Here is a 20,562-nt window from a genome sequence, read left to right on the forward strand (position 1 = left end):
GCGGTCCACGGCACGCGTGAACCGACATTAGAAACGACGGCCGGGGCCGGGACGCTGAGCGTCCCGGCCCCGGCCGCTTCCTGCTCTTGCGGCCCTCGCCGTCGGGCACGGCGCGGGTCGGTGGGTGCAGGCCGGTGTCAGGCCCGGGTCAGGCGAGGCACTGGCGCTGGACCTCCATGTAGAGGTCCTCGTCCTCGGAGGCCCAGTCCTGGTACTCGTCGCTGAGGAGGTCCTCGACGGAGTCGAGGTTGCCCTCGTACTCGTGGTCGAGCCAGACGTCGAAGGCCTCGGAGCAGGCCTGGCGGGCGTCGGACTCCTCTTGGAGGTTGTCACGTTCCAATTGGACCTCGACCAGCTCGTCCTCGAGCTCGGCGCGCTTGGCGTCGAGGTCGTCGCGCTCGGTCTCGACGGCGGCGAGCGCGTCGGCCTGGTCGTCGTAGTCCTTCGACTTCTCGGAGAGCAGGATGCCGAGGGCGGCGGCCGCGACGGCGAGCACGATCGCGACGACGCCGAGGGCGATGGCGGGCTTGTTGCGGGGCCTGCGGGGCGGCGGCATGAGGGGCATGGTCTGGAGCGGGCCGGTGGGCGGTCCGACCGGCGGCGGCGTGACCGTGTAGCCGGGGACCGGAACCGGGGACGGTGCCGAGGCCTGCGGGATCAGGGCCGGGGCGGGCGCCGCGGGGGCCTGCGGGGCCGGGTACTGGAGCGGCGCTTCGGGTGCGGCGGGCTGCTGCGCGGGGGCGGGCGCGGGCGGCTCGTCATGGGCGGAGGGGGCGGCGGGGGGCTCGATCGGCTGGGGCGCTTGGGGTTCGACCGGTGCCGGTGCGGTGTCGCCGGTTTCCGGGGCGGCGGGGAGCGGGGCCTGCTCGGGGGTCGAGTCCTGGGGGTGGTCGCCATGGGGTTCGGGGGTCATGGGGCTCCTGTTCAATTTGGAATTGTTCTTGCATGATGATCCTACACATTCACGGCGGTGAAGGCCGTGCGTAAAGGCGGCCCCGGACTCCACAGGAGTCCGGGGCCGACAAATAGGACGGTAATGCGCCGGGGGTCAGAGCAGCTCGCCTTCGAGCCATTCGACGAACGTTCCCGATATCGCAGTGCCGCAGTCGATGAGCTCTTCGAGCAGGGCGGTGGTGACGCCGGGGCGGACGGGGACCTGGATCTCGCCGAAGACCGGGAGCGCGCCCGATTCGGTCGGCTCGCCGAGGTAGGCCTTGAGGAAGCGGCGGGTGCGGTTCCATTCGTTCATGGCCGCGTAGCCGCGCTCGGCCCATTCGCGGGGGACGGTCTGGTAGGCGCGGGCGCGCAGCACCAGGATGTCGGCGTCGGGGCCTTCGGCGCGGACCTGGACGATGTGGCGCTCCCACAGGGCGACGATGCCGCCGTTCTCGTCCACGAGGTAGCGGATGTCGAGGTTCTTGAGGGCCGCGACGATGCGGTCGGCCTCCAGGGGAGCGGCCTCGTCGCGCGCGTCGGCGGCGATCTGCTCGAGGTCGGTGAGGAACTCGGGGTCGATCTCGGCGAGGTCCTGCTTGATGAGGTGCCAGCGCTCGACCTCGGAGATCTGCTCTTCCTCGGGGCCGAGGAGGAGCTGTTCCGCGGTCAGCTCGTGGCGCAGCTCTCGGGAGGCGAGTTCGATCTCCACCTCGTGCTCGCCGGTGCCGCCGTCGAGGCCGGCGGCGGCCTGCCGCTCGGCCCGCGGGTTCGGGACCGCGCTGGGTTGGCTGCCGCGCGCCTGGGCGCGCTCGGCCGATCCGCCGATCTCGCTGTCGGTCTCCGCGATCGCCTCTGCGACCGCCTCGTCGTTCGCGTCGCGCTTTCTGCTGCGCCACCATGCCATGGTGTTGTCCGCCTTCCCACCCAAAATGCGAATCACTGGCAATGCTTGGGTAATAATTTGGCATTCCTGCTTGGCTGAGCCATTGGTTGCGATTGGTTGTGCTTCGCCGGGCAGTGCCAAGTTACGTCGCGTTGCAGTGAGCAGACTAGGGCTCGACGCCGACATGGCACAACCGTCAGCCAATCCTGTCCAAAAGTATGAACCGTCGCGCGTTTGTTCGCAGGCATGCGCGGGGTACTGTCACCGGTTTCATATGTATCGGTCCGGCAAGTGCCGTCCCATCCCCCGGACGTCGGATTCTTGTCAGAAGCGTAGTCCCCCGCGGCCTCCCGCGGGGTGCGGTCACAGCAGCGGCAGGCCGCGGTCGCGGTCCCAGACCGATCCGAAGGTCGCGGCGAGGCCGACCCGGCGGCCGGCCCGCAGGACGCGGACGGGGTCCTCGCCGAGGAAACCCATGCGGCACAAGGCGGCCACGAGCCGGAACTCGACGGCGCTCTCCTCGCCGCCGTGCTCGACGCGCAGGGCGACGTGGTCGAGCATCGCGTCGCGCAGGCGACGGTCGCCGACGCCCTGGCCGCGCCGCTCGCGCAGGGCCGCGGCGGCCTTGCGGTCGAGGTCGGCGATCGTGGCGGCGGGCACGGTCTCGACGGCGGTCCACCGGCCCTGCGGGAGGCGGCCGCGCCAGGCGGCGGCCGGCATGTCGGAGGGCGTCCCGGCGGCGAGGTCGCCGGCGCGGTGGACGCCCTCGGGCGGGGCCCCCGCGGCGTCGCGGACGGCGAGCACGCCGATGGGCAGGGCGGCCCAGAGCCGCCCCTCGCGGACGAGGACGAGCGCGTCGGGGTCGAGGCGGGCGACGCGGGCGGCGAAGGCCGCCGCGTCGCCGGTGGCGGTCGCGGCCACGGTCAGTCGGTCCACTGCTGGAGGAACTCGCGCTCCTCGGCGGTGATGCGCCGGGGCCGCTGCGTCTCGGTGTCGAAGGGCACCATGACCGATTTGGCGCGCAGTGCGAGCTTGTCGTCCGCGCTGAGCTCGTACGCGAAGGTGAAGGAGGCGTTCCCGATCCGCTCGATCCACAGCTCGACGCGGATCGCGGCGGGCACGACCACCGGCAGCAGGTAGTCGACCTCGTGGCGGGCGACGACCACGCCGTCGCGGAAGCCGGTGAGCCCGGCCTCCGCGGCGGTCGTGAACATCATCGAGACGCGGGCCTCTTCGAGCAGGACCATGAACTGGTTGTTGTTCACGTGCCCGAAGGCGTCCATGTCCGACCAGCGCAGGGCCACGTCGACGGCGAAGCGTGCCACGGCTAGTCCCGGGTGAGCTTCCGGTGGGTGACGCGGTGCGGCTTGGCGGCCTCGGCGCCGAGCCGTTCGACCTTGTTCTTCTCGTAGGACTCGAAGTTGCCCTCGAACCAGAACCAGGCGGGGTCGCCGGTGGCCGGGTCGCCCTCCCACGCGAGGATGTGGGTGGCGACCTTGTCGAGGAAGGCCCGGTCGTGGGAGATGACCACGGCGCAGCCGGGGAACTCCAGGAGCGCGTTCTCCAGGCTCGAGAGCGTCTCGACGTCGAGGTCGTTGGTGGGCTCGTCGAGGAGGAGCACGTTGCCGCCCTCCTTGAGGGTGAGCGCGAGGTTGAGGCGGTTGCGCTCGCCGCCGGAGAGGACCTTGGTGGGCTTCTGCTGGTCGGGGCCCTTGAAGCCGAACGCGGCGATGTAGGCGCGCGAGGGCATCTCGACCTTGCCGACCATGAGGTAGTCGAGGCCGTCGGAGACGACCTGCCACACCGACTTGTCGCCGTCGAGGCCCTGCCGGTTCTGGTCCACGTAGGACAGCTGGACGGTGCCGCCGATCTTGACCTCGCCCGAGTCGGGCTTCTCCAGGCCGACGATGGTCTTGAACAGCGTGGTCTTGCCGACGCCGTTGGGGCCGATGATGCCCACGATCCCGTTGCGCGGCAGGTCGAAGCTGAGGCCGTTGATGAGCGTGTTGCCGTCGAAGCCCTTGTACAGGTCCTTGACCTCGATCACCGAGGAGCCCAGGCGCGGCCCCGGCGGGATCTGGATCTCCTCGAAGTCGAGCTTGCGGGTCTTGTCGGCCTCGGCGGCCATCTCCTCGTACCGGCCCAGGCGGGCCTTGGACTTGGTCTGGCGGGCCTTGGCGTTGGAGCGGACCCACTCCAGCTCGTCCTTGAGGCGCTTCTGGAGCTTGGAGTCCTTGCGGCCCTCCACCTTCATGCGCTCGGCCTTCTTCTCCAGGTAGGTGGAGTAGTTGCCCTCGTAGGGGTAGGTGCGGCCGCGATCGAGTTCGAGGATCCACTCCGCGACGTTGTCGAGGAAGTACCGGTCGTGGGTGATGGCGATGACGGCGCCGGGGTAGGAGGCGAGGTGGCGCTCCAGCCACAGGACCGACTCGGCGTCGAGGTGGTTGGTGGGCTCGTCGAGGAGCAGCAGGTCGGGCTCTTCGAGCAGGAGCTTGCACAGCGCCACGCGGCGGCGCTCGCCGCCGGAGAGGTGGTCGACGACCTCGTCGCCGGGCGGGCAGCGGAGGGCGTCCATCGCCTGCTCCAGCCGGGAGTCGAGCTCCCAGGCGTTGGCGGCGTCGAGCTCCTCCTGGAGGCGGCCCATCTCGTTCATGAGTTCGTCGGTGTAGTCGGTGGCCATCTCCATGGCGACCTCGTTGAACCGGTCGAGCTTCGCCTGGATCGGCGCGACGGCCCCCTGGACGTTCTCCATGACGGTCTTGCCCTCGGTCAGCGGCGGCTCCTGCGCGAGCAGGCCGACCGTGGCGCCCGCGGCGAGCTTCGCCTCGCCGTTGGAGACCTGGTCGAGGCCCGCCATGATCTTGAGCAGGCTCGACTTGCCGGCGCCGTTGGGGCCGACCACGCCGATCTTCGCCCCCGGGTTGAACCACAGGTTGACGTCATCGAGGATGACCTTGTCACCGTGCGCCTTGCGCGCCTTTTCCAGGGAGAAGATGAACTGCGCCACGCTGATCCTTCGCTTTGCGACGAGTACGGAACTGACCGGTACCCATGATGTCAAGCCCCTCGGGCGGGCGCCGTGCGGGCCGTCGCGGGCGCGGGTGCGTCACCGCAGGCGACCCCGGCATGACCGCCCGCACGCTTCGGCGCGGGCCCGGCCCCGCCCACCGCTAGGCTTGTGCAAAGGAGGGAATACGAATTGAGCAACGCATCCTTCATTGTCGTAGCCAACCGTCTCCCCGTCGACTCCGTGGTCGACGACGAGGGAAATCGAACCTGGCGCCGATCCCCTGGCGGCCTCGTCGCCGCCCTCGAACCGGTGCTCCAGGCGAACCGGGGCACGTGGATCGGCTGGGCCGGCGCCGCCGGCGCGGCCCCCGAGCCCTTCGAGGCCGACGGCGTCACCCTGCTGCCGGTCGAGCTCAGCGAGACCGAGGTCCTGCGCTACTACGAGGGCTTCTCCAACGCCTCGCTGTGGCCGCTCTACCACGACGCGGTCGAACCGCGCGTCTTCCGCCGCTCCTGGTGGAAGTCCTACTACGAGGTCAACGCCCGGTTCGCCGAGGTCTGCGCCCGCGAGGCCGCCCCCGGGGCGACCGTGTGGGTCCAGGACTACCAGCTCCAACTGGTCCCCGGGATGCTCCGCGAGAAGCGCCCGGACCTGCGCATCGGGTTCTTCCTGCACATCCCGTTCCCGCCCGTCGAACTGTTCATGCAGCTGCCGCACCGCATGGAGATCCTCCAGGGCCTCCTCGGCGCCGACCTCGTCGGCTTCCAGCGGCCCCTGGCGGCCCAGAACTTCCTGGCGCTCACCCGGCACCTCCTCGGCTACCGCCCGAGGGGGCACTACGTCACCGTCGACGACCGGCTCGTCAGGGCCGACGCCTTCCCCATCTCCATCGACACCGCGGCCAACGAGGAGATCGCCACCACCGAACGGGTCCGCCAGCGCGCCAAGGAGATCCGCGACGAGCTCGGCGAGCCCGAGACGATCATCCTCGGCGTCGACCGCCTCGACTACACCAAGGGCATCGAGCAGCGCCTCAAGGCCTTCCGGGAACTGCTGGAGGACGGCCGGCTCAAGGTCCCCAAGGCCGTCATGGTGCAGGTCGCGACCCCCAGCCGCGAACGCGTCGAGCAGTACCGGACGCTGCGGGACCGCGTCGAGCGCGAGGTCGGGCGCATCAACGGCGAGTACGGGCAGGTCGGCCTCCCGGCCGTGCACTACCTGCACCAGTCCTTCGACCGGTACGAGCTCGCCGCCCTGTACCAGGCCGCCGACATCATGGCCGTCACGCCGCTGCGCGACGGTATGAACCTCGTCGCGAAGGAGTACGTGGCGAGCCAGATCGACAACCGCGGCGCGCTCGTTCTGAGCGAGTTCGCCGGTGCCGCAGGCGATCTGCGGCAAGCGTTCCTGGTGAATCCGCATGATTTGACCGATTTGAAAGACGGATTTGTGACAGCCGCGAACGCGACGCTCGACGATAAGATGAAAAGAATGCGCGCGATGCGGCGGTATCTGCGCAAGCACGACGTGAGCCGATGGGCTCGAAGCTTCCTGACGGCGCTCGGCGTTCCGGAACGCGGCGCCGCGTACAATCCGGGCAGCCAGCCAGCCGCCGACTGAAAAGCGGCACAGGGCCGGAAGGCACACACAATTAACAACGACGGTGTTGGAGATACGCCACGATGACCGCACCACGCCCAGAGGGCCGCGAAGAGAGCTCGAACCCCTCCGGGGACCTGCGCTCGGCCCTCACGCTGCTCGCGCGCGTTCCGCAACTGCTGATCGCGTGCGACTACGACGGCACGCTCGCCCCGATCGTCACCGGCCCCTCGCAGGCCACGCCGGTCCCCGAGTCCGTCTCGGCACTGCGGACGCTCGCGAACCTTCCGCAGACGAAGGTCGCGGTCATCTCCGGTCGCGCGCTGCGCGACCTGGCGGCGCTCTCCCGCCTTCCCTCAGAGATCCACCTCGTCGGATCACACGGATCCGAGTTCGACATCGGCTTCACCCGGGCGCTCTCCAGCGAAGACCAGCGACTGCGCGACAAGCTCGTCGCCGAGCTGTCGGCGATCGCCGAACGCTACGAGGGCGCCCGGGTCGAGCCCAAGCCCGCCGGATGCGCGCTCCACGTCCGCGAAGCCTCCGAGAAGGACGCGCTCCAGGCCGTCGAGGACGTCCGCGAGGGCCCCTCCACCTGGAACGGCGTCCAGACCACGGAGGGGAAGGCGGTCATCGACCTCTCCGTGGTCGCCACCCACAAGGGCGACGCGCTCGACCGGCTCCGCCACCAGCTGGGGGCCTCCGCGGTCCTGTTCCTGGGCGACGACGTCACCGACGAGAATGCGTTTGCGCACCTCCACGGTCCCGACGTCGGCGTCCGCGTCGGCCCCGGGCCCACCCGCGCGGCCTACCGCATCGGCGACCCCGAGGACGTCGCCAAGCTCCTCGCCAGCCTCGTCGACACCCGCCGCGCCTGGCTCCAGGGCGAATCCGCCCAGCTCATCGAGCGCCACACCATGATCGCCGACGGCGCCAACCACGCACTCCTGACGCCCGACGGCCGCGTCACCTGGATGTGCCACCCCAAGCCCGACTCCGGCTCGGTCTTCGCCGACCTCCTCGGCGGCGACCACGCCGGCCACTTCACCGTCCAGCCCGTCAACGCCGGCATCCCGCTCGGCCAGCGCTACGTGTCCGGCACCATGACCGTCGAGACCCGCTGGCCGGGCCTGACCATCACCAACTGGCTCGACTCCACCCCCAGGCGCCGCGGCGACCTCAACGCCACCGTCCTCGTCCGCGAGATCACCGGCGAGATCCCCGTCAAGATCACCTTCGCCCCGCGCCCCGAGTTCGGCCAGCTGCCCGTGCAGCTCCAGCCCGTCGGCGGCGACGGCCTCAAGGTCCTCGGCGGCCGCGAGCCCATCAGCCTGCGCTCCCCCGGCGTCGAATGGCACATCGAGTACGACGGCCAGCACTCGCTCGCCGTCGCCGAAGTCGACCTCGCCGCCGTCGGCGGCTCGCTCGTCCTGGAGATGCGCGCCGGCATCGACGACCTCGGCGACTGGCGCCCGCCCGTCCACGTGCGCCGCCGCACCACCGAGGCCGGCTGGCGCAACTGGTCGGACTCGCTCAAACTCCCCCGCATCGAGTCCGAGATGGTCTCGCGCTCCGCGCTGACCCTCAAGGCCCTGTGCTACCAGCCGACCGGCGCGATCCTCGCCGCGGGCACCACCTCGCTCCCCGAGGAGCTCGGCGGCGTCCGCAACTGGGACTACCGGTTCTGCTGGATCCGCGACGCCGCCATGACCGCGAACGCGCTCGTCGACCTCGGCTCCCTCCAGGAGGCCGAGTCGTACTTCGCGTGGATCGCAGGGATTCTCGAACGCACCGCCGGGCACCCCGAGCGGCTCGCGCCGCTCTACGACATCGAGGGCATGGCGCCCTCCCCCGAAGCCATCATCGACACGCTGCCCGGATACGCCGGGGCGCGCCCGGTGCGCATCAACAACGCCGCCTCGAACCAGGTCCAACTGGACGTGTTCGGGCCCGTCGCGATGCTCATCGAAGCGGTCGCGCAGCGCCGCGGGCACCTCTCGGAGTTCGAGGAGCGCGTCATGGCGAGCATGGTCGAGGCCGTCGCCAAGCGCTGGCACGAGCCCGACCACGGCATCTGGGAGGCCCGCCAGGCCCCGCGCCACCACGTGTACTCGAAGGTCATGTGCTGGGTCACCGTCGACCGCGCCCTCAAGGTCGCCGAGCAGTTCGGCATGGAGTACAAGCCCGACTGGCCCGAACTGCGCGACCAGATCGCCAAGAACGTGCTCGAACTGGGCTGGCACGAGGAGGCCGGGGCCTACACCGCGGCCTACGGCCACGAGGACCTCGACGCCGCGTCGCTGTGGGTCGGCCTCTCGGGGCTGCTCCCGCCGAACGACCCGCGCTACCTCAAGACCGTCCTCAAGATCGAGGCCGGCCTGCGCTCGGGCCCCACCGTCTACCGCTACCACCGCGACGACGGCCTGCCCGGCACCGAGGGCGGGTTCATCATCTGCGCCGCCTGGCTCGCCGAGGCGTACCTCCAGGTGGGCCGCCGCACCGACGCCGAAGAGCTGTTCGAGCAGATCATCGCGTGCGCGGGCCCGACCGGCCTGCTCCCCGAACAGTGGGACCCCATCGCCGAACGCGGCCTCGGCAACCACCCGCAGGCATACTCGCACCTGGGCCTGATCCGGGTCGCGAACCTCCTCAACGGCACGGGCGGACACATCTGAGGATGATTCGAAGCGGGGGCTAACCTGTCAGAGAAGCGCCCGGAGCCCGCGAGCCCCGGTCCGCACAGTCCGACGACAGGAAGCCCCCGCCTTGAGCTCCCCCACTCCTGCCATCCCCGGCTACAGCGACCTCACGATGGTCGCCCACGGATCGACCGCGTTCGTCTACCGCGCCGTCCAGGAAAGGCTCGACCGGACCGTCGCGATCAAGGTCCTGCTCGTCGACGACGACATGACGACCGCCGACTCCGTCGAGAAGGAGCTCGAAGCCACCGTCGCCGTCTCCAACCACCCGCACATCGTCTCCATCATCGACACCGGGCACACCGAGACCGGCCAGCCCTACATCGTCATGGAGTACTGCGAGGGCGGCTCCTACTCGGCGATCCTCAAGGCCGGCGGGCCGCTCCCGTGGGAGGACGTCGTCGACGTCGGCGTCAAGATCGGGCAGGCCCTCCAGGCCGCCCACCACGCCGACATCCTCCACCGGGACGTCAAGCCGCAGAACATCCTCCGCGGCCAATACGGGCCCGCCCTGGCGGACTTCGGCATCGCGCGGACCCCGGCGGCGCTGGCGGCGACGGCCGCGATCGACAAGCTCACGCCGCTGCACGCCTCGCCGGAGGCGCTGCTGCGCCAGGCGCAGACGCCCGCGAGCGACCTGTTCAGCCTCGCGTCGAGCATGTGGCACCTCCTCGCGGGCTTCGCGCCGTTCGCGAACCCCGAGGGCGGCACCGACCCCGACACGCACCGCCAGCGGGTCACCTCCGACGCCCCGCCGCCGAAGATCCCCCGCGAGGACGTCCCGGAGTGGCTGGAGGGCCTCATCGTGCAGGGCCTCTCGCGGGACCCGGCGCGGCGCCAGGCCTCGTGCCAGGCGTTCGCCGACGAGCTCCAGCGCGGCATGTACGGCGGCGGCGTCGGCAAGGCCGCCGCGCCGCAGGTGGGGGACATCAGCAACGAGGAGACGGTCTACCGGCCCGAGGTCGCCTCGCGCGGCACGCGGGTGCCGCTGGACCCGTTCGCGCCGGTGGGCCCGGTGCCGAACCCCGAGCGCGGCGGCACCATCGGGTCGGGCCTGACCGGCGGCGGGACCGGCGGTTACGGTGCCCAGCTGGGCAACTCGGTCGACCCGCGGTACGCGCAGCAGCTCGACGGGTCCGCGCCGCCGGTGTCGGCGACGCCGTTCTCCGGCGCGCCGATGAGCGCCCAGCCGTTCTCGGGCGTGCCGCACTCGGCCGCGCCCATGAGCGCCGCCCCGATGAGCGCGGCGCCGAACCTCGCCCCGTACTCGGCGCCGCCGCAGTCGCCGGTGAGCATGCAGCCGCCGCCCTCGCCGTGGAACCCGCAGGCCGCCCAGGCGTCGCCGCCGATGTCGGCGCAGCCGCAGTCGGCCGTGCCCGAGCAGCAGGTGTTCGCGCCGCCGGTGATCGGCCGCGACGGGGCGAAGCAGCGCAAGACGAAGGCGTACAAGGCGCCCAAGCAGATCCAGCCCCGCCAGAAGGACGAGCGGAGCCTGCGGTCGTACGTGTACCTGGGGCTGGCGATCACCGTGCTCCTCGGCGGCGTCATGACGGTGTGGCTGTGGCTCCTGGCGGACACGACGAGCCCCGAGGACCTGGACCAGGCCGAGACGACGGGAAGCGAGGCCCCGCAGGAGGTCGCGATCGAGTCGTGGGCGAACGGCGAGGTGACGCTGACGTGGACGGCGCCCTCGGAGGACGCGCAGCTGTCGTACCTCGTGTTCGCGCAGCGGGTCGGCGAGGACGAGGCCGAACTGCTGAACCCCCAGGGCACCACCGACACCGCGTTCACCGCGAGCGGGTTCATCCCCACCGAGGACTACTGCTTCAATGTGGCCTCGCTCGTCGCGGTGGACAAGACGCCGACTTCCGAACCGGTGTGCACTGCGGATCTCGGCGAATAGCCGCTCGCCCGAATGGGGATCGTCCGATCGGGTGAGTGAGACCGGTCGCGGGCCCCATTCGGGCGCACTCCGAATAGTCGTTCGAACAAATGATCGACTAATGCGTTCGACCGGAAAAGCAAAGCGCCCCACGCCCTGTCGGGCATGGAGCGCGAATGTCGCGGGTGCGAAACCTAGGCGGCGACGGCCTCGGCGGCGAACACGTCCGCCTCTTCGAGGGTCTTGAGGGTGGTGTCCCAGCCCTGCTCCGCGGGGAGCTTGGCGGCCAGGCCCTCCAGCTCGGCCTTGATCTTGGCGCCGTGGCCGGCGGCCGCGAGGGCCTTGACGGCCTCGGTGAACGCCTCGGACCCGGTGGCCAGGTGCAGGGTCTTGCCGTCGGTCAGGTTGCGCAGGTACACGTGCTTCCCGTTGTTGAGCGGGATCAGGTACTTGAACTCGCCGAGGACGTTGAGTCCCGCACCGCCCTTGGCCTGCCCGGCCTTGACGGACGCGCGTGCTGTCTTCGAAGTGTTGGCTGCCACGCCGGTCTCCTCACCTTGTCGTGTAAGACGGATCTTCGGCCTGACGCAGGAAGAGCAGCCCGAAAGGCGGGCACTGAACCTGGGTTGGACCACAAAAGAAAACCGACAGTCTGCCGGTCATGCGCAAGTGTAGCTCAGGCGCACCCTGCGATGACTAGCACATACACCTGGTGTGACGCATCGAATGATCGAAAAAGTGAGCGCCCGGAGCGGTTTAAGCCTAGCGCGATGCTTTCGAAGCTGTCAGTATGTAACTGAGCGGAATAGCGCCCTGGGTTCGAGTTCACCCCCCTCTCGGCCAGGTCGATACCCGTTGGGCGACTTCAAGTCGTAATGAAATGACCACAAGGAGTGAGCCAGTACTCAGATACGCCGATTCCCAAGGAGGTGCGCGATGCAGACACGCGGCGTGATCTACATCCACTCCAGCCCGTCGGCCGTGTGCCCACACGTCGAGTGGGCGATCGGCCGCGTCCTGGACGGCTCCGTGACGGTGAAACTGGGCTGGAACCCGCAGTCCGCCGAGCGCGGCACCATGCGCGCCGAGCGCGCCTGGACCGGCTACGCCGGCATGGGCGCCGAGTTCGCGAAGGCGTTGGCGCAGTGGCCGATGCTGCGCTTCGAGGTCACCGAGGACCCGAGCGCCGGCGTCGACGGCGAGCGGATCATGCACGTCCCCGGCCGCGGCGTCTACCGCGCCGCCACGAGCGCGGGCGGCGACATCATGATCGCCGAGGACCGCATCCGGGCGCTCCTGGCGACCACGACCAGCGCCGAGGCGCTCCGCGGCGGGCTCGACCAGCTGCTGGGCCTGGACTGGGACCGGGAGCTGGAGCCGTACCGGCAGGCCGCCGGCGGCGCCGAGCAGTCCTGGCTGTCCCAGGTGGGCTGAGGCCCGAACGAGACGAAGGAACGGGCCCCGCGCATCGCGCGGGGCCCGGTTCGCTCGCGCCGTTTAGAGGTCGGCGGTGAGGTTGTCGAAGTTCGGACCGTTGGTGCGGCTGCGCTTGAGCTCGTAGAAGCCCGGCGTCGTGGTCACGGCGTAGACGCCGTCCCACAGCTTCCCGGCGGCCTCGCCCTGCGGGGCGGGGGTGACGACGGGGCCGAAGAGGCCGACCTGCACGCCCTCGTCGTTCTCGACGGCGACCACCGGGGTGCCGACGTCGGTGCCGACGAGGCCGATGCCGCGCTGGTGCGAGGCCCGCAGCGCCTCGTCCCACTCCTCGCTCTTGCCGGCGGCGGCCAGCTCGGCGGGGAGGCCGACGGCCGCGAGCGCCGCCGGGATGTAGACCTCGGGGTCCTTCTCGCCGCCGAGGTGGATGCGGTTGCCGAGGGCGGTGTAGAGGCGCCCGAGGGTCTCGTTGTCGTACTGCTCGGCGACGGCGGTCGCCACGCGGACGGCCGGGAGGGTGCGCGGCATGAGCTCGCGGTACTTCTCGGGGAGCTCGTCGAGGTTGGGCTCGTTGAGGACGAAGAGGCTCATGACGTTCCAGCGGACGTCGAGCTCGCGGACCTGGGAGGCCTCGATGATCCAGCGGGAGGTCATCCACGCCCACGGGCAGGCCGGGTCGAACCAGAAATCTACGGTCTTGTTTGACATGGGCCCCAGACTACTTCAGTTTTGAACTAGTCGACAGTCGGCGCGTGCCCGTTCCGGCGGCATGTTCGAAAGCCACGATGGAATCACGTCAAAACGGATAAACTCGCCGTTGATGCTGGTGAATACGCGACAAGATGACATAACGGGCCGCCGTTTCGGCGAGAGCGCCGCGCCCGAGCCGGGTCCCTTCGCGGACGCCGCGGGTCCCGCGGTCGAGATCCTCACGCTCGCACGGCTCCGCGCCGACGCCGCCGACCCGGCGCGCCCGTCCCGGCTCGACCGGCACTGCCTGCTCACGCTCACCTCGGGCGCGCTCGAGCACCGCGTGGACTTCACCGACCACCCGCTCAGACCGGGCCGGTGGCTGTGGGCCAGGCCCGGGCAGGTGCAGCAGTGGGGCGACCTCGCGGGCGCCGAGGGCACCGTCGTCCGGTTCACGACCGGGTTCCTCGACCCCGACACCGCGATCGGCGTGTGCGCCGACGACCCGCACGGCCCGGTCCTGCGCGTCCCGCAGGCCGAGGACCACGCGCTGCTGCGGGCCGCGACCACGCAGCTCCAATGGGAGCACTCGGCCGACCGGCTCCCGCTCGACACACGGCTGCAGGTGGTGCGGCACCTCCTCGCGGTGCTCGTGCTCCGGGTCGCGAGCCTCCCGGGGACGGACCCGGGCGGCGCCCCGAGCGAGGTCTACCTGGCGTTCCGCGACGCGGTCGAACGCGACTTCGCGAACACCCGGCGCCTCGGCGACTACGCCGACGCCCTCGCCTACTCCCCCAGGACCTTGTCGCGGGCGACCCTCGCGGCGGCGGGGGTCCCCGCGAAGGAGTTCATCGACCGCCGGGTGGTCCTGGAGGCCAAGCGAATGCTCGCCTGCTCGACCGTCCCGGCCGCACGCATCGGCGAACGCCTCGGCTTCACGAGCGCCACCAACTTCAACAAGTACTTCGCCCAGCGCACGGGAACCACCCCGATCGCCTTCCGAGAGGACGCCCGAACCCCGAAACTCGGCTGAACCCCGAAGGGCACCACAACGATCCACAGGGCCCTCGGGGTTGGGCTCCCGGTTCGCAATGGTGCCCGGCGGGTCCGACACTGCCGCCGGAGGGAGGCCGCGGGGCGGCGGTGAACTCGCGCACACCGAAAGCCCAAGGAGGCCTTGGGGTTGGCCCCCGGGTTTCAAAGGTGCCCGCGGGGTGCGACAGTTCGGCCGCGGTGGCGGTGACCCTTTCGGGTCGAGGCTGCTCGCGTTTCAGGAGGCGGCGGCGAAGACCGTTTCGGGCTTGGCCGTGTCGCCGTGCTCGGTCATGACCGCGAGGAGTTCACCGCCCGCGTCGAGCACCGCGTAGCGGCCTTCGATCCCTGCCGCGTCGAGCGGCTTGCCGTAGGAGAGGGCCTTCGCCTCGGACTCGGTGGCCGTGCGCACCGGCATGAGCCGCGCCGCGGCCTCGCCCATCGTGAGCGCGCCCAGGGGCTCGCCCGCCTCAGACCGCTCCGCGAGCGTTTCGAGCGTCGCCGCCGCGCCGAGGTCGAACCCGCCGATCCTGGTGCGGCGCAGCGCGGTTAGGTGCCCGCCGACGCCGAGCGCCTTGCCGAGGTCGCGCGCGATCGCGCGGATGTAGGTGCCTGAGGAACAGGACACCTCGACGTCGACGTCGACGACCGCGAACCCCTCGGGGTCGCTCGCCTTCCGAATCTCGCGGACCTCGATCGCGGCGATGGTGATCCGGCGGGCCTTCAGTTCGACCGCCTCGCCCTCGCGCACCCGCTTGTACGCGCGCTTCCCGTCGACCTTCACCGCGCTCACGGCGCTGGGGACCTGGTCGATCTCGCCGACCATCGCGGCGAGCCCGTCGCGGACGGCGGACTCGGTCAAGGCGGCCACGGCCTCGAGGTCCGCATGATCGGTCACGGTGCCTTCGGCGTCGTCGGTGACCGTGGCCTGGCCGAGCCGGATCGTCGCGGCGTAGGACTTGTCGAGGCCCGACACGTAGGTGAGCAGCTTCGTGGCCTTGCCTACCGCCACGATGAGCACGCCCGTCGCCATCGGGTCGAGGGTGCCGCCGTGGCCGACCTTGCGCGTCCCGCAGATGCGGCGCATCCGGGACACCACGCCGTGCGAGGTGATGCCCTGGGGCTTGTCGACGACGATGAGGCCCGGAACGGGCGTCTGCGGTGTGCTCACGGTCCTAGAGGCTAATCGGGGCCCGACCGCGCTCATGCGCGCGGGTCGGCCCCGAATCCCTTGGATCCGGCCGGGCCGGTGGCGGCTACTGGTGTCGGTCGAGCGACTCCTGGAGTGCTCGCAGGGCCTCCGCCTTCTCCTCGTCCCATTTATTGGGACGGGCGCGGCGCTTCCGTCGAGTCGAGGCATCAGTCTTCATGCTGGAGACCTTAACGAAGGTTCAGGAGAATTTCGAGGCGCAATCCACATGTTGAGAAGGAAAGATTCAGGACCGCTCGGCCCCGGTCACGGCCCAGTCACCGGATCGCAAGCGCCACAGGATGAGTCCGAGCCGCACGAGCATGAAGACCGCGATGCCCGACCAGATGCCCGCCAGGCCCCAGCCGAAGACGAGCGTGAGCCACGTGAACGGCAGGCCGCTCGCGATCGCGACCACCGTCATGTTCCGCATGAACTTGAGGTCCCCGGCGCCGATGAGCACGCCGTCGAGCGCGAAGACCACGCCCGCGATCGGCAGCAGGAGCACCAGCCACGGCCAGATCGCCCCGAGCTGCTCGCGCACGCCCTCGTCGGTCGTGAACAGGCCCGGCAGGACCGGCAGCGAGACGAGCACCGCCACCAGGAACGCCGTGCCGTAGCCGAGTCCCACGATCGTCAGCCGCTTCGCCGAGGCCTTCGCGACCTCCGGGCGCCCGGCCCCGAGGTCGGCGCCGATGAGCGCCTGCGCCGCGATCGCCACCGCGTCCAATGCGAGGAACGCGAACGTCCACAGCTGCATGCCGATCTGGTGCGCGCCCAGCGCCGTCGTGCCGACCCGCGCGGCGACTGCCGCGGCCGAGAACGTGCTCACCTGGAACGCGACCCCGCGCACCACGAGGTCCCCGTTCGCGACCAGCTGCTTGGACATGAGCGGCCAGTCCACGCCGAGGCTCACCCGCTCGCGGCGCAGCGCGAGGAGGAACAACGCGCCGGAGATCGCCTGCGCGACCGCGTTGGCCCACGCCGAGCCCACGAGCCCGAGGCCGACGGGGTAGACGAGGACCGGTGCGAGGATCGCCGAGAGCAGGAACGAGACCGATACGAACCACATGGGGCGCTTGGTGTCCTGGACGGCGCGCATCCAGCCCTGGCCGGCGCCGGCGATGAGAAGGAAGGGCGCGCCGAGGACGGCGACCCGCAGCCACTCGGCCGCGGCGGCCTCCACCGCCGGGTCGTCGCCCATGAGGCCCGCGACCGGTCCGGCGAGGAACTGCGCGGCGGCCACGAGGACCAGGCCCGCGGCGAGCGCGAGCCATGTTCCCTGGACGCCTTCGGCGACCGCGCCGGCCCGGTCGCCCGCGCCGAAGCGGCGGGCGGCGCGGGCGGTGGTGCCGTAGGCGAGGACGGCGCCGATGAGCGGGGCGACGCCCATGATGACGCCGCCGAGCGCGAGCCCGGCGAGGGGCACCGCGCCGAGGTGGCCGACGACGGCCGTGTCGATGAGGAGGTAGATCGGCTCCGCCGCGAGCACCACCAGGGCGGGGAGCGCCAGCGCGGCGATGCGCCGGTAGGAGGCCGGCCGCGGCGGGGCTCCGGGGACGGCCGGGTTCACCGGGTCGTGTCTTCCACCGGCTCCTCTTCGTCCTCGTCGACGAGGTACGGGTTGGGGTCGCCGGCGTAGGCGGCGCCCTCGGCGATCTTGTGGACCTCGGCGTCGGCCGCGGCGGCCTTGGCGAGGAGTTCCTCGATCCGGTTGGCCTGGTCGGGGACGGTGTCGGCGACGAAGGCCAGGGACGGGGTGTGGCGCATCCCGAGGGCGCGCCCGACGGTGGTGCGAAGGTGGCCGGTGGCCCGTTCGAGTCCGGCCGCCGAGGCCTTGACCTGGTCGTCGTCGCCGAGGACGGTGTAGAAGACCGTGGCCTCGCGCAGGTCGGGGGTCATGCGGGCGTCGGTGATGGTGACCATGCCGACCCGGGGGTCCTTGAGTTTGCGCACCGCCTGGGCGGTCAGCTCCATGACCCGCTTGGACACCTGGGCCCGCTTCGCCGCGTCTGCCATCGCTCTCCTGCCTTCCACGTTCCGCGCACCTCGGTTCGGGTGCGCCTTGTTCTTCGCCGGTCCGCGGGCGCCGTTGCGCGGTGCGGGCCGCTGCCGCCGCACCGCCTCGGGTGCGGGGGCGCCGGCCGCCGCGGGGGCGGCCGGTCGACGGCGGTCATTCGTCCTCGGGGCCGAAGATCCGCCGTCTGACGCTGAGCAGTTCCACTTCGGGGCGCCCGGCGACGTGGTGCTCGCACGTGTCGAGGATCTCCTGCACGTGGTGCAGGTCCCCGGCGACGGCGGCGACGCCGATCGTAGTGCGTCCGTGAAGTTTCTGGCCGCCGACCTCCGAGACCGCGACCTCGTACTTTCGCAGCGAGGCGCAGATCGGGCGCACGTAGGAGCGCTTGGCCTTCAGGGAGCGGGAGTCGGACGGGAGGAGCAGGTCGAATTCGACGCAACCGGTGAACACCGCTCAAGGTTACGCGGCGGCGCCGACTTCACCCAATGCCTTTTCGGGGGGCGCAGCCGTTTGCGGCGGGTTCGCGGCGATGCTCCCCGAACTCCGGTTTCGCGAGCTGCGTCACGGGTACTGTCACGGTGGGTCGGCTCGCCTGACCGGCCAGGTGGGCCGCGGGCGGGGCCGAGGGGATGGAGGAGCCATGTCGGCACCGCAGGGCGGATGGGACCGGAACTACGAGGACCCGACGCGGCGGTACCCGGCCGCGTCCGATCCGGAGGCCGCGCCGCGGCCGTCGGTGGACGCCGGGAAGCTGTGGGCGGGCGGGTTCGGCACGGCGGTGGTGGCGGCCTTGGTGGCGCTGGTGGGGATTCTGCTGGTGCGCGGGGTCCTGGGCGTCCACATCCTCTCCCCTTCGGACGCGGGCGCGTACGGGGACGTGACGACGACGACCTACGCGTTCGGGGCGTTCGCGGCGGCGATCCTCGCCACAGGGGTGCTGCACCTGCTCCTGCTGCTGATGCCGCGGCCGATGAGCTTCTTCAACTGGATCATGCTGCTGGTGATCGCGGTGGGCGTGCTGATCCCGTTCACGGCGGTCGCGGAGGTCGAGTCGCAGATCGCCACGGCCGCGCTCAATCTGGTCATCGGCATCTGCATCATGAGCCTGCTCAACTCGGTGGGGGCGATCGCGACGCGGGCGGCCCGCGGGGCGGTCGGCAGGTAGGGCTGTCCCTACCTCGAAGACTCAGGACGGCCGGGTCGCGGCGACGCCCCGGCCTTTCTAGTGTTGACGCATGCGTACAACCCTGCGGCAATTGGGCGTCGACACCGGCTACCTGCTCTCGATGTTCTTCATCGCCTTGCCCTCCTTCATCATCGGCCTCGTGGGCACGCTGCTCGGGGTCGGCACGGCCGTCATCTGGATCGGCGTGCCCATCGCCGCCGCGACGCTGTTCGCCATGCGCGGCATGGCGGCCGCGGGCCGGTCGATGCTCCCGGCGGTCCTGCGCCGCGAGCTGCCGCGTCCCAGGTACAAGCGCGCGGCGGAGGACGCCTCGGCGCTGCGCCGGTTCCTGACGGTGCTCACCGACGGGCAGTCGTGGCTGAACGTGCTGTGGGCGATCGCGGTGCTGCCGGTCGCCATCGCGGGCTTCGCGATCACGATCGCCTGGTGGTCGGTGACCGTGGCGGCGCTGCTGTACCCGACGTACACGTGGATCATCGAGGCGGCGACCGGCGACAGCGACGACGGCCTGCACTACGCGACGGTGTGGCTGGGCTGGGGCGACTCGTACCTGGCCCGTTCGATCCTGGCGGTGATCGGCGGTCTCATCATGGCGTTGACGCTGATCCCGGTCCTGCGCGGCATGGCGTTGGCGCAGGGCTACATCGGCAAGGGGATGCTGACTTCCATCAGCGGCTTCCACGAGCGGATCGACCAGTTGGAGGAGTCTCGGAACGCGGCCACTTCGGCGGAGGCGGACGCGCTGCGGCGCATCGAGCGCGACATCCACGACGGCCCGCAGCAACGGCTGGTGGGGCTGGGCATGGAGCTGGCCCGCGTCAAGCGCCAGCTGGCGACCAATCCCGAGGCGGCGCAGGAGACGCTGGAGGCGGCGATCTCGCAGACGCGGGAGACCATCGACGAGCTGCGGTCGCTCTCGCGCGGCATCGCGCCGCCGATCCTGACCGACCGGGGCCTGGACGCGGCGATGGCGGCGCTCGCGGCGCGCTCGCTGGTGCCGGTGGAGTTGGAGACGGACCTGAACGGGCGCTACCGGGCGTCGGTCGAGAGCACCGTGTACTTCGTGACGGCCGAGTGCCTGACGAACATCGCGAAGCACTCGCAGGCGACCAAAGCGACGGTGTCGGTCGAAGACTGGGGGGATAGGCTGGTGCTCTCGGTCGGCGACAACGGGATCGGGGGCGCGCACGTCTCGAAGGGGCACGGGCTCTCGGGTCTCACCGACCGGGTCAAGGCCGTCGAGGGCCAGTGGACGATCGACTCCCCCGACGGCGGTCCGACAGTGATCGTCGTGGAGGTTCCGTGCGCGTAGTCGTCGCCGATGACGCGGTGCTCATCCGGTCCGGCCTGGTCAGGCTGCTGGAGGAGTTCGGTTGCGAGGTGGTCGCCGAGGTCGGTGACGGGGACGCCCTCGTGGAGGCCGTCGCCGAACACCGGCCCGACGTGTCGGTGGTGGACGTGCGGATGCCGCCCTCGTTCACCGACGAGGGCCTCAAGGCCGCCACCCGCGCCCGGGCCCTGGTCCCGGGCGCTCCGGTGCTCATCCTGAGCCAGTACGTGGAGGTGTCCTACGCGGACGACCTCCTGGCGGACGCGAGGGGCGCGGTCGGGTACCTGCTCAAGGAGCGGGTGATCGACGTGGACGACTTCATGGACTCCCTCAAGCGCGTCGCCGGCGGCGGCACGGTCTTCGACCCCGAGGTGGTGAGCCAGCTGATGGTCAGGCGGCGCAAGAACGACCCGGTCGCGACCCTCACCCCGCGTGAGCGGGAGGTGCTGGGGCTCATGGCCGAAGGGCACTCGAACAAGGCGATCGGCAAGAAGCTCTTCATCTCCGACGGCGCCGTCGAGAAGCACATCCGCAACATCTTCACGAAGCTCGCGCTCAGCAGCGAGGACGGAGACCACCACCGGCGGGTGAAGGCGGTCCTCGCGTACCTCCGGTCCTGACCCTCCTCGCGCACGGGTACCTTGGGGGCCATTCGATCCCATCCTCATCGTC

19 protein-coding genes are annotated in these 20,562 nt (G+C 70.8%); 8 read left to right on the top strand and 11 right to left on the bottom strand.

Features of this window, described 5'->3' with window-relative positions; translation table 11 throughout:
• Nucleotides 1-148: 148 nt before the first annotated feature.
• The 5 genes from E9998_RS02345 to ettA all read right to left on the bottom strand — a co-directional run bounded on the left by E9998_RS02345 (nucleotide 149) and on the right by ettA (nucleotide 4,826).
• Nucleotides 149-913 (bottom strand): hypothetical protein, encoded by a 765-nt coding sequence (locus E9998_RS02345; protein ID WP_136528110.1) that lies wholly within the window; start codon nucleotides 911-913, stop codon nucleotides 149-151.
• Between the two features lie 135 nt (nucleotides 914-1,048).
• A complete protein-coding gene (locus E9998_RS02350; RefSeq protein ID WP_136528111.1) occupies nucleotides 1,049-1,840 on the bottom strand; it encodes a type III secretion system chaperone family protein in 792 nt (263 codons plus the stop codon).
• A gap of 342 nt (nucleotides 1,841-2,182) precedes the next feature.
• Nucleotides 2,183-2,755: a DUF8185 domain-containing protein gene (locus tag E9998_RS02355; protein ID WP_136528112.1), complete on the bottom strand. Its 573-nt coding sequence runs from the start codon at nucleotides 2,753-2,755 to the stop codon at nucleotides 2,183-2,185.
• A complete protein-coding gene (locus E9998_RS02360) occupies nucleotides 2,743-3,144 on the bottom strand; it encodes an acyl-CoA thioesterase (protein ID WP_240037467.1) in 402 nt (133 codons plus the stop codon). The genes E9998_RS02355 and E9998_RS02360 overlap by 13 nt, the downstream gene beginning before the upstream one ends.
• Nucleotides 3,145-3,146: 2 nt before the next feature.
• Nucleotides 3,147-4,826 (bottom strand): energy-dependent translational throttle protein EttA, encoded by a 1,680-nt coding sequence (gene ettA / locus E9998_RS02365; RefSeq protein ID WP_136528113.1) that lies wholly within the window; start codon nucleotides 4,824-4,826, stop codon nucleotides 3,147-3,149.
• Nucleotides 4,827-5,018: 192 nt separating this feature from the next.
• On the opposite strand from ettA, the gene E9998_RS02370 reads away from it, so the two are divergent.
• The 3 genes from E9998_RS02370 to E9998_RS02380 all read left to right on the top strand — a co-directional run bounded on the left by E9998_RS02370 (nucleotide 5,019) and on the right by E9998_RS02380 (nucleotide 11,030).
• On the top strand, nucleotides 5,019-6,449 hold the full coding sequence (locus E9998_RS02370) for an alpha,alpha-trehalose-phosphate synthase (UDP-forming) (RefSeq protein WP_136528114.1): 1,431 nt from the start codon (nucleotides 5,019-5,021) through the stop codon (nucleotides 6,447-6,449).
• Nucleotides 6,450-6,511: 62 nt separating this feature from the next.
• The gene (gene otsB / locus E9998_RS02375) at nucleotides 6,512-9,103 is read left to right on the top strand and encodes a trehalose-phosphatase (RefSeq protein WP_136528115.1); all 2,592 of its coding nucleotides are present in this window, start codon (nucleotides 6,512-6,514) and stop codon (nucleotides 9,101-9,103) included.
• A 91-nt stretch (nucleotides 9,104-9,194) separates the two neighbouring features.
• Entirely contained in the window at nucleotides 9,195-11,030 is a 1,836-nt protein-coding gene (locus E9998_RS02380) for a protein kinase domain-containing protein (protein WP_136528116.1), read from the top strand.
• Nucleotides 11,031-11,203: 173 nt separating this feature from the next.
• Here E9998_RS02380 and E9998_RS02385 read toward each other — a convergent pair whose 3' ends face one another.
• Complete coding sequence (locus E9998_RS02385) at nucleotides 11,204-11,551, bottom strand: hypothetical protein (RefSeq protein ID WP_136528117.1); 348 nt, start codon at nucleotides 11,549-11,551, stop codon at nucleotides 11,204-11,206.
• Nucleotides 11,552-11,945: 394 nt separating this feature from the next.
• Between E9998_RS02385 and E9998_RS02390 the strand changes: the two genes are divergently transcribed.
• Nucleotides 11,946-12,443, top strand: a complete 498-nt coding sequence (locus E9998_RS02390) for a DUF3145 domain-containing protein (protein WP_136528118.1) — start codon at nucleotides 11,946-11,948, stop codon at nucleotides 12,441-12,443.
• Between the two features lie 63 nt (nucleotides 12,444-12,506).
• Here E9998_RS02390 and E9998_RS02395 read toward each other — a convergent pair whose 3' ends face one another.
• Nucleotides 12,507-13,151 carry a mycothiol-dependent nitroreductase Rv2466c family protein gene (locus E9998_RS02395; protein ID WP_136528119.1) on the bottom strand — a complete coding sequence of 215 codons (645 nt, stop codon included), beginning with the start codon at nucleotides 13,149-13,151 and terminating at the stop codon, nucleotides 12,507-12,509.
• Between the two features lie 112 nt (nucleotides 13,152-13,263).
• Here E9998_RS02395 and E9998_RS02400 point away from each other — a divergent pair, with 112 nt between their 5' ends.
• Nucleotides 13,264-14,166: an AraC family transcriptional regulator gene (locus E9998_RS02400; RefSeq protein WP_136528120.1), complete on the top strand. Its 903-nt coding sequence runs from the start codon at nucleotides 13,264-13,266 to the stop codon at nucleotides 14,164-14,166.
• Nucleotides 14,167-14,403: 237 nt separating this feature from the next.
• On the opposite strand, the gene truB is transcribed toward E9998_RS02400, so the two are convergent.
• From truB to E9998_RS02420, 4 genes are all read right to left on the bottom strand, one after another.
• Complete coding sequence (gene truB / locus E9998_RS02405) at nucleotides 14,404-15,372, bottom strand: tRNA pseudouridine(55) synthase TruB (protein ID WP_136528121.1); 969 nt, start codon at nucleotides 15,370-15,372, stop codon at nucleotides 14,404-14,406.
• Between the two features lie 229 nt (nucleotides 15,373-15,601).
• Nucleotides 15,602-16,927, bottom strand: coding sequence for an MATE family efflux transporter (locus E9998_RS02410; protein ID WP_136528122.1), 1,326 nt, complete (start codon nucleotides 16,925-16,927; stop codon nucleotides 15,602-15,604).
• The gene (rbfA, locus tag E9998_RS02415) at nucleotides 16,924-17,373 is read right to left on the bottom strand and encodes a 30S ribosome-binding factor RbfA (RefSeq protein ID WP_136528123.1); all 450 of its coding nucleotides are present in this window, start codon (nucleotides 17,371-17,373) and stop codon (nucleotides 16,924-16,926) included. Before rbfA ends, E9998_RS02410 begins: the two co-directional genes overlap by 4 nt.
• Nucleotides 17,374-17,527: 154 nt before the next feature.
• Entirely contained in the window at nucleotides 17,528-17,824 is a 297-nt protein-coding gene (locus tag E9998_RS02420) for a DUF503 domain-containing protein (protein WP_136528124.1), read from the bottom strand.
• A 190-nt stretch (nucleotides 17,825-18,014) separates the two neighbouring features.
• Here E9998_RS02420 and E9998_RS02425 point away from each other — a divergent pair, with 190 nt between their 5' ends.
• From E9998_RS02425 to E9998_RS02435, 3 genes are all read left to right on the top strand, one after another.
• Nucleotides 18,015-18,539, top strand: coding sequence for a DUF6069 family protein (locus E9998_RS02425; protein WP_136528125.1), 525 nt, complete (start codon nucleotides 18,015-18,017; stop codon nucleotides 18,537-18,539).
• Nucleotides 18,540-18,609: 70 nt separating this feature from the next.
• Nucleotides 18,610-19,872: a sensor histidine kinase gene (locus E9998_RS02430; protein WP_136528126.1), complete on the top strand. Its 1,263-nt coding sequence runs from the start codon at nucleotides 18,610-18,612 to the stop codon at nucleotides 19,870-19,872.
• The gene (locus E9998_RS02435; protein WP_136528127.1) at nucleotides 19,863-20,510 is read left to right on the top strand and encodes a response regulator; all 648 of its coding nucleotides are present in this window, start codon (nucleotides 19,863-19,865) and stop codon (nucleotides 20,508-20,510) included. Before E9998_RS02430 ends, E9998_RS02435 begins: the two co-directional genes overlap by 10 nt.
• Nucleotides 20,511-20,562 lie beyond the last annotated feature (52 nt).

Source organism: Glycomyces paridis, assembly GCF_004912155.1.
GTDB lineage: Bacteria > Actinomycetota > Actinomycetes > Mycobacteriales > Micromonosporaceae > Glycomyces > Glycomyces paridis.

What these genes read in the sequence shown, in the direction of transcription:
- rbfA (WP_136528123.1), bottom strand. Translation starts at nt 17,373, where the DNA reads ATGGCAGACGCGGCGAAGCGGGCCCAGGTGTCCAAGCGGGTCATGGAG.
- E9998_RS02430 (WP_136528126.1), top strand. Translation starts at nt 18,610, where the DNA reads ATGCGTACAACCCTGCGGCAATTGGGCGTCGACACCGGCTACCTGCTC.
- truB (WP_136528121.1), bottom strand. Translation starts at nt 15,372, where the DNA reads ATGAGCGCGGTCGGGCCCCGATTAGCCTCTAGGACCGTGAGCACACCG.
- E9998_RS02395 (WP_136528119.1), bottom strand. Translation starts at nt 13,151, where the DNA reads ATGTCAAACAAGACCGTAGATTTCTGGTTCGACCCGGCCTGCCCGTGG.
- otsB (WP_136528115.1), top strand. Translation starts at nt 6,512, where the DNA reads ATGACCGCACCACGCCCAGAGGGCCGCGAAGAGAGCTCGAACCCCTCC.
- E9998_RS02345 (WP_136528110.1), bottom strand. Translation starts at nt 913, where the DNA reads ATGACCCCCGAACCCCATGGCGACCACCCCCAGGACTCGACCCCCGAG.
- E9998_RS02400 (WP_136528120.1), top strand. Translation starts at nt 13,264, where the DNA reads ATGCTGGTGAATACGCGACAAGATGACATAACGGGCCGCCGTTTCGGC.
- E9998_RS02350 (WP_136528111.1), bottom strand. Translation starts at nt 1,840, where the DNA reads ATGGCATGGTGGCGCAGCAGAAAGCGCGACGCGAACGACGAGGCGGTC.
- E9998_RS02390 (WP_136528118.1), top strand. Translation starts at nt 11,946, where the DNA reads ATGCAGACACGCGGCGTGATCTACATCCACTCCAGCCCGTCGGCCGTG.
- E9998_RS02425 (WP_136528125.1), top strand. Translation starts at nt 18,015, where the DNA reads ATGTCGGCACCGCAGGGCGGATGGGACCGGAACTACGAGGACCCGACG.